The sequence below is a fragment of the Kitasatospora sp. NPDC059577 genome (assembly GCF_042735475.1).
Classification (GTDB): Bacteria; Actinomycetota; Actinomycetes; order Streptomycetales; family Streptomycetaceae; genus Kitasatospora.
Genome location: NZ_JBHWBZ010000091.1, coordinates 19568 through 27152, shown reverse-complemented (window position 1 = coordinate 27152; position 7585 = coordinate 19568). Strand labels below are relative to the sequence as shown.

Annotated in this window: 1 pseudogene; it reads right to left on the bottom strand. The window is 73.3% G+C overall.

Going from position 1 to position 7585, the window contains the following annotated elements:
- Positions 1-7489: pseudogene (locus ACFV0O_RS39200) on the bottom strand (hypothetical protein); the annotation flags it as partial.
- Positions 7490-7585 lie beyond the last annotated feature (96 nt).

Genomic DNA, 7585 nt, shown 5'->3' with positions numbered 1-7585 from the left:
GTGCCAGCGGACCGCCCGGCGGCGGCGGGGGCGGCGGCGGAGGCCCGGGCGCGGCGGCCGGGGTGCGGGGCGGCGCCGGGGCGACGGCGCCGGTGCCCGGGGCGTGCGGCGCCGGGGCGGTCGGGACCGTCGAGCCGGACCGGTACTGGGCGAACGTCAGATCACGCACGACCGGGCCGGAACGCAGGACCTCCTCGATCCGCTCCAGGTGCCGGGGCAGCACCGTGAAGTCGTCCCGGTGGGCCGAGGTGCCCATCACCCCGTCCTCACCCGCCCACCGGTCGCGCCGGCGCAGCGCGAACGCGTCACCCGGCGTCGCCGCCCGTTCGACGTACTCGTCCGGCAGGCCCAGGAAGTGCAGCACCTCGTGCAGCAGCACCCCGGGCGGGCTCTCGTCGTACCAGGTGAGCTGGTCGCTGCGGTCGCGACCGGGAACCACGGTGATCGCGCGGTGCGCGCCCGCCTCGTTCTGCGTGCCGTCCACCCGCAGGTGCACCTGGTCCCCGCCGGGCAGGCGGAACCGTTCGTTGAAACGCTCGTCGACCACCGCCCGGACCCGGTCGAGCATCCGCGTGGCCTCGTGCGTGGGCAGCGGGCGGCCGTCCGGCCCCTGCAGGTGCAGATTCAGCGTGAACTCGGTGACCCAGTGACCCGGTTGGGCCTCGAAGCGCCGCACGTCGTAGCTGATCGCGGTCTCGGCGCCGTGCAGCCCGCCCAGGCTCGGCTGCCGGTTCTCGTACTGGTCGCGCACGCCGGGGCCGGCGATGTCGCCCGGGCCGGCCTGCCCGCGCACGAGAGGATCGAAGCGCTCCGTCTCCATCCGCGCGGGCGGCGCGGACGTCCTGATGTCGGCCCAGGCCGAGGCGGGCAGCACCGCACCCGGAGCAACGGGCGGCACAGCCGGACCCGGCACCTGCGCCGGCGGAGTCACGGCGGCGGGGGCCGCCGGCGCCTGGGCGGGCTGGACGGGCTGGGCGTTCTGGGTGTTCTGGGCGGCCTGCTGCTCCTCGGCCCGCTGGCGCGGGGTGAGGGGCACGGTCATGCCGTTGAAGATGATCTCCCTGCCCGCCGACATGACGACGAACTCGTCCTCACCGCCGAAGATCGGAGAGGTGAGATTCTCGTACCGGCCCTGCAGGTGGGTCCCGAACACCCGGTGGATCGGGACGGTCTGGACCGTGACGTAGAACGGACCACTGTCGCTGGTGCTGTGCGGTTCCTTGAAGGGCGACAGCAGGCTGAACGACTCGGCCGGCCCCCGCAGGAGCGGCATCGGCCGGCCCTGCTGCCGGTCTTCGCTGCCGGTGATGTTGTCGATGTGCCGCTGGCTTTCCAGCCGGAACAGGGTGACCTGCCCGGTGGCGCGGTCCACGTTCGGCAGCTCCGTCCTCTTCAGGAACTCGTGGGTGAAGACGTGCTGGGCCACCATGCTGCGGACGTAGTCCTGCCCGTACACGATGTCGTGTTGGGAGCCGAGTTTGCGCCAGAGGTACTCCGCTTGCACCCCGTCACCGGGGCGGAAGTGGGCGAACATCAGCTTCGCGCTCAGGGGAGACCCCTCCCAGGATCCGCCGCCCTGGGTTCCCTCCCATTCCGCGATGTAGCCCGGGTGCCCGCCTGCTTCGTCCTTCAGCCACGTGTAGAACGCGTCGGCGGCGCCGTTGCTGCCGCGCAGCGGGCCGCCGTCGTGCTCCCTCGGTATCGGGCCGTCCGGGAATTCGTAGGCGGTCAACATGCGGAATCCCGACTGCCCGCCTCCCTCCAGGGGCTGCGGGTTCTGTTCGAACAGTCGCTCCGGGAACAGGTTGGGCACCGCACTGGCGCGCAGCCGCATCTGCAGGTGGAGGAACTCGCTGATGTAGGCGGGCGACCAGCCGTCGCCCGCCAGCACGGTGTGGGTGTCGAGCAGCACCTGGGCGGCGTCGCGGTCGTGGTCTTGGGCCTGGGGGTCATGGATGACGTCCTCGGCCCGGTCGAGGATGGACTGCAGCCGGGTTTCGATCAGGTCGACCGCGTGCCGGAAGAGTTCGTCCGGGGCCTCCGGGAGGTCGGACGTGTCGCCCTCGCGGGGCCACGTGATCAGCGTGTGGTCCTGGATGTGGAACTCCGGAAGCCGGTCACGGGTGCGCCACAGCTGAGCGGCCTCGAACGAGCCCGCCGGCAGGGGCTCGACGGGGAGGTCCAGCACCGAGCCCTGCTCGATCTCCGGCTGGGCCTCCGGCTGGGTCACCGACGGGGTCTCCGGCTCGGTCTCGGTGAGGTGGACCGCCTGGGTGGCCTGGGTGATCTGAGCCGCCGCATTCCTGGGGGCGGACGATTCGTCGTCCGTTCCGCCGGTGCTCCAGTCGTCCTCCGAGTCCGAGTGCGGGGACTTCGCGGGCGTGCGCTGCGCCACCGGGTGGACGGTCTCCTGGGCGGCCTCGCGCTCCTTCCGGGCCGGCTCCTGGTGTGCCTGCTCCTGCTCGTCACGGCGGGGCCCGGTGCCCTCGTGGTCCTGCCGGGTCGTCAGGAGCGTCCGGCGTTCCTGTTCCTGCAGCGGTCCGGCCGTCGCGGGCCGGTGGTCCTCGGGTGCGGGGGTGTCCGGGCGGCGGTCGCCCTGCTCGACGAGTTCGTGGCCTTCCGGGCGGTCCCCGCCCGGCTTCGTGCCCGAAGGCTGCTCCCGGACGGTGTCCCGGGGGCGGACGAGCGGGCCTGACGGGGTGAGGGGCCCGGGTACGGGGGTCGGCTCGGTCTCGGGCTTGTGGTCGGGGCTCGGCTCGGTCTCGGGCTTGTGCTCGGGGGTCGGCTCGGGCTCGGTCTCGGGCTTGTGCTCGGGGGTCGAGTCGGTCTCGGGCTTGTGCTCGGGCTCAGCCTCGGCCTCGGGCCTGTGATCGGTCTCGGCCTTGGCCTGCTCCTCGGCGGGGCGGCGGCCGAAGACGTTCTCGTTGGCCGCCTCGTGGCCGCGCCAGCGTTCGCCGTCGAGGTCCTCGGGCCCCCAGTGGTCCTTGTAGGCGTCAAAGAACTCGCCGCCGTACTGGTTCTTGAGGTCCCGGACCTCCTCCTCCGACACCCGGCGGCCCTCGGCGAGGCGGTCGTAGCCCTCGGCGGCCTGCTCGCGGGCGGGCAGGACGGCGCGTTCGAAGGCCACGTGCTGTTCCAGGCCCTGCGTCAGCCGCTCGCGCTCGCTGTGCCACTGCTTCAACTGCTCGCGCAGGACGGCCTGGTGCTTGGCGTCCGGGTCGCGCAGCAGGGAGCGGAAGTTCTCCTCGAACGCGGCGCGGACCCGCTCGGTGTAGCCCTCGCGCACGCGCCGGGCCGCGGCGGAGGCCGGCGGCTCGTAGCGGTCGGAGCGGCCGCCGCGCACCGGCCCCAGGGCCATCTCGACGGTGGCCGCCGGGTCGGTGCGGTGGTCGGTGGCGTCGGGGCCGCCCAGGTCGTGCGGGACCTTGGTGCGGGCGGTCTCCTCGGCGGCGCTCAGCGCCTTCTCGCGGGCACCGTGCAGGGCCAGCAGGCGGTTGACCGCGGCCGGGGAGGTCAGTCGGTCCAGTTCCTCCTTGAGCCGGGCCGGGTCGCGGTCGGCGGCGGTGTGCTCGGTGACCAGGCGGTCGGTGCGGCGGGCGAGGTCGGCGCGGGCGGCGGCCACCGTGCGCGGGGACGGGGTGTCGGCCAGGCCGAGTTTCGCCAGCGTGTCGGAGCCGAACTGGTCGGGGGCGCTGGTCTTCCACGCCGCGGCCGCGTCGTCCACCGCGGCGACGGAGCGCTTCAGCACGGCCTCGCGGACGGCCTGGACGGCGAAGTCGTGGGCCAGCCCGTCCCGGTGGCGTTCCAGGGCCTCCTGGAACTCCGTCTCCAGCCGGGCCCGGCCCAGCCGCGTCGGGTCGACGGGGGCGAGCGCCTCGGCCTTGCCGGCCTTGCCACCCTTGCCCTCCTTGCCGTCCTTGCCGTCCTTGCCCTCCTTGCCGTCCTTGCCCTCCCCGTCCTTGCCCTCCCCGTTCTCCTCCTCGATCCGCAGGAAGGAGTCCTCGCCGTCGCGGTCGCCGCCGTGCAGGTCCTCCATCCGCTCCCGCAGGGTGTCCGCCATCAGGTCGCGGGCCTCCGGCGACAGCCGGACGTCCTTGGACACGCCGGCCGCCTCCAGCAGCGCGCGGTCCCGCTCGGGGAGCTTGTCCGCGGACCAGTCGGCGTGGGCCTCGTCGACGACCCGCTCGATCTGCTCGTTCGCCCCGGCGCGCGCCTGACGCACGTCCAGGTCGCGAGCGGCGTGCTCCAGCCGGCGCTCCAGCGCCCGGGCGGCCTGGGCGTTGCGCTCGGGGGTGATGTCGGTGCGGGCGGTGAACAGCTGGGCGATGTCCTGCTCGGCGTCGGCCCGGAACGTCTCCGAGGCCTCGCGGCGGATCTCGGAGCGGGCGTGGTCGCCGGAGTGCTCCGGCCCGAGGCCGCGGTCGGCCAGCATCCGGTCGAAGCGGTTCGTCGCGAAGGTGAGCGCGAGTTCGCGGGCGCCGGCCAGTTCCAGGCGGTCCGCGGCGCCGGCCAGGATCTCCTCCCGCTCGTGCGGGCGCGCCTCGATGTCGGCCCGCATGGACTCGCCGGCCCGGCGCCACACCGGGGTGTCCGGGCCCGCGAGGGCGCGCAGTTCCCGGGGCAGGCGCCCGGCGCCCTCGGCCAAGCGGACCTCGACCTCGCGGTGCGTCGCCTCCTTCGCCTCGATCGCGGCGAGCCTGGCGTCGTGGTCCTCGGCAATCGACTGCTGCTTGTCGTGCCAGGCCGTGCGGCGGGCGTCGCCGGCGGGCGCCTTCACATGCTCGGGCGCGTCGACCCGGTGGTAGAGGTGGCCGGAGGCGGTGGCCGTGGGCACGGCCGGGGCGGGCGCGGCCGGGCCCTCGGGGACGTGCGGGCCGGGCCCGTCGGGCTTCGGGTCGCGCGGCGGGGTCGCGGGCGGCGGGGTGACGGGCGGCACCGGGTGCTGCGGGTCGGGACCGTTCAGGTCCGGGCGGTTCGGGTCCGGGCGGTTCGGGTCCGGGTGGCCTGGCGCGGCCGGCCCGGGGACCTCGCCGGAGCCCCCGGCGCTGGTGCGCACCGGCGGCACCGGGGCCGTGCTCCGGTCGTTGCCGTTCGCGTTCGGGTTCTCGTGCGGCTGCGACTGCGACTGCGACTGCGGGCTGTTGTCGCTGCTCTGCCGTCCGGCCGACCCCCCGGGGCCGCCGTCCGTGGCGGTCCTGGAGTCGTGCAGGGGCGGTTCGTCGTGCTCGTCGACGACGGTGGTGCGGCGCGCCGGGTCGGGCCTGGACTGCTGCGGCTCCGGCTGCGGCGGCTTCACGGCGCCCTGGCCGTTCGCGTCGGCGGACGCGGTCGCGGTGCTGCCGCGCTCCCCGCCGTTCGACTGGTTGCCGCCCTGGTTGCCGTTCTGGTTCCCGGTCCTGGAGTTCCCGGCGCCCTGGTTCCCGGCGCCCTGCTTCTCGGGCCCGGGCACCTCGGGAGTGCCCTCGGTCTTCCTGGGCAGCGGCGGGGGCACGGCGGCGCCGTCCTTGCCGACCGGGCCGGTCGTGGACTTGGGCGGGCCGGAGGTGGCGTTGCGCTCGTCGCCGCGGGACTGCGTCTCGACGGGCCGCGCGGGGCCCTTCGGGTCCCAGCCGCCGTCGACGGAGGAGTCGTGGCTGGTCTTGCCCTTGGGGTCGGCGAGGACGCCGTCGCCGTTCTCCTCCCGGTGGTGGTTCCCGGCGAGGACTGACGAGCCGGACAGTGAGGCGCCGTCCGACCTGAGCGGGGCGCCGTCGCCGCCGGACAGCCGCGGCGCGTTGATCTGGTCGATGTGCCCGGGCCGCCGGGGCACCGGGAACGGCGCCGAGTGGCCGCCCATGTTGCTGATCACCGAGAGGAAGGTCAGCGGGTGGGTCATGGGGTAGTTGGGGCCGGACTCCTCGGTGATCCGGGAGCTCTCCAGGCCGCGGACGAAGTCCGCGTACCGCAGGGTCAGCGGCGAGGCGAGCCCCATGATCATGTGGCGCATCCCGCCCATCATGAAGCCGCCGAGGAAGCTCATCCCGCTGGCTTGCCACTCGCCGTTGTAGATCGTGTTGTAGATGCCCTCGGTGAGGTACTGGTTGATGCCCGACTCGAACTGGCTGCCCAGCACGTGCCCGAGGTGGAACATCTTGTTCATCTTGTTGACGCCGCCCGCGAGTTCGGGCATCTTCTCGACCAGCAGCTTGAGTTCGGGTGTGAGCGCGGCCCGGCCGCCGTCCTTGGCGAGGTTCTCCAGGGTCTCCTTGATCGCTTCCTTGCTGCTTTCCTTCATCACCGTCTTGAGCGAGTGCTCGGCGAACTGCCTGCCGAGGTGCTCGCCCATCTCCCGGGCGAACTTGCTGCCCAGTTCCTGGCCGAGTTCCTTCTCGAAGAGCTCGCCGAGCTCGCGCACGAACTTCTCGCCGGTCGCGGCGCCCACCTTGCGCCCGGCCTTGAAGCCCTTGGCCAGGTACTGGGCGTTCTCCTTCAGGAGGTTGGAGATGCCTCGCGCGAACTTCTCGGCCGCCTCGTCGCCGAGCAGGTGGCCGAGGCCCTGGCCGGCCTCCTTGCCCGACCCCTTGCCCGCGCCCTTGAGGGCGCCGGCCGCGGTGCCTTCCCCGAGGTCCTTGCCCGCCCCCTTGAGGGCTCCGCCCGCCACGCTCTCGGCCAGGTCCTTGGCCGTCCCCTTGAGGGCGCCGGCCGCGGCGCCCTCCCCGAGCTCCTTGCCCGCTCCCTTGAGGCCTATCCCGGTCAGCCCCTTGATGACGTCGTTGAGCGCGCTCTCCACGAACAGCTTGGCCAGGCGGGGGCCGATCAGCTTGCCCAGGCCCTCGCCGATCAGGCTGAGCGGCCCGCCGATGGCGCCGCTGATCGCGCCGAAGATCGCCGCCTGCTTGGTGAGGTCCTTGTCCCACTCGTGCCGGTCGCCGTGGTTGAACTGGATGCCCTGGATGATGGCGTCCAGGATCAGGCCGCCGACGATGCCGCCGAAGGTGTGCATGGCGATCAGCTGGGCGAGCTTCTTCAGCAGCTGGAGGAGGAACTGCCGCGTCAGGATCTTCTGCCACTCCAGCTGCACCAGGGAGAAGCCGCCGGTGAACACGGACCAGGCGATGGCGAAGGCGATCTCGATGAGCAGCTGGACGAGCTGACCGATCGCCATCCACTTGGTGTACTCGACGGTGTTGGCGACCTTGCCGGCCAGTTCGGACAGCTGGGTGCAGAGTTCAGCGGCCTTGCGCAGGGGGTCCTGGGTCTGGTCCGTGTTGACGAACTGGCCCCACTCCTTCCTGAAGGCCTTGGCGGCCTCGCCCTCCATCCTCTTGTCGCAGGTCTGCACCGCGTCGAGGATGTACTCGCTCAGCTTCGGCAGGTCCTCCGCCAGCGCGAGGTAGTCGTCCCGGACGTCCCGCAGCAGTCCCTCGTCGGACTCCGGCCAGGGCATGCCGGAGATGATGTGGAAGAACTGCGCCACGCCCGGGGAGACGTGGATGGACGAGTGGGACATGGCGGCAGGGCCTCCGGGGGCGGGGCTGGTGGTACGGGGGTGCGGGGGTGCGGGGGCGGGCGGGCAGGCCCGGAGTCAGGCCCTGGCGAGGGCGGT